The organism is Streptomyces sp. NPDC002130, from assembly GCF_040296465.1.
In the GTDB taxonomy this organism is placed as follows: Bacteria; Actinomycetota; Actinomycetes; order Streptomycetales; family Streptomycetaceae; genus Streptomyces.
The window spans coordinates 1-1,099 of record NZ_JBEOXI010001175.1; the positions used below are offsets into that span (position 1 = coordinate 1).

At 63.2% G+C, this 1,099-nt stretch carries 1 protein-coding gene; it reads left to right on the plus strand.

Annotated elements, in window-relative coordinates:
• Nucleotides 1-33 precede the first annotated feature (33 nt).
• The coding region (locus tag ABT116_RS49405) for a condensation domain-containing protein (RefSeq protein WP_351648207.1) at nucleotides 34-1,099 on the plus strand (1,066 nt) is incomplete at its 3' end.

Consider the following 1,099-nt stretch of genomic DNA (forward strand, 5'->3'; position numbering starts at 1 on the left):
CGGCAGGCGTGGACACGCCTGCGGTCCGCGACGGTGCCTTCGGAACTGCGAAGCTCTCTCGAACGGCTCGCTGCCGCCCACGACGTGACGACGTCGTCCGTGGTGATCGGTGCTCTGGCGTCTTACCTCGCCCGAGCCACCGGGACCCGCGACGTGGTCCTCAGTCTGCCGGTGTCGGGGCGGACGACAAAAGCTGCTCGCCGGTCCGGCGGAATGATGTCGAACGTCGTTCCGATACGTGCGAGTGTCGACCCGCACTTCGCGGTCGGGGACTTGCTGCACGAGGTGAAGATCGAACTCACCGGCGCACTGCGTCATCAGAAGTATCGCCACGAGGACCTACGACGCGACCTCAACGCCGGCGATCACAGCATCGCCGACGGACGCGGCTTCCACGGGCCTTTGATCAACCTCATGCTGTTCCATTCCGGAATCACTCTCGGGGACGCGCACGGCGAACTGAACGTGATCTCGACCGGGCCGATCGAAGACCTCTCGGTCAACGTCTATCAGACTTCCGCAGCCGAAGAGATTCAGATCGACTTCGCCGCGAATCCGGACCTCTACACTGACGAGGACATCTCGCGTCACCACCGACGTTTCCTCGAATTCCTCGACTTGTTCTGCGCCGCAGAAGCGGGAACTCGATTGATGGACATCGACCCCGACGCTGCGGGGAAGTGGATCGCCGAAGTCCAACACGCCCGCAACGTCGAGTACTGGTCTGCGACATTGTCGAGCCCCGCCGAGGATCTGGGTTTGCCGGTCGTCGCGGGAACCGGTCGAACGTCCACGCCTCTCGAGATCGAGGCAGACCTCTGCCGGCGCCTCGAGACGATGGCGACGACGATGAACACGAGTCTGTTCGTGCTGTTCCAGTCCGCGATGACCGGACTGCTGCGCCGCGTCGGTTCGGCTGACGAGGTGTCGATCGGAGTTTCGGTCCGCGGGTACGGCGCCTCCAATCCGGACGATTTCGTCTCGATGTTCGCCAACCAGTTGGTGCTTCGCTCGACGGTGTCGAACACCATGACGCTCACCGACCTGGTCGGTGCGGTGGACACCGTCGCAATCGAAGCTCTCGAACACGCAGACATTC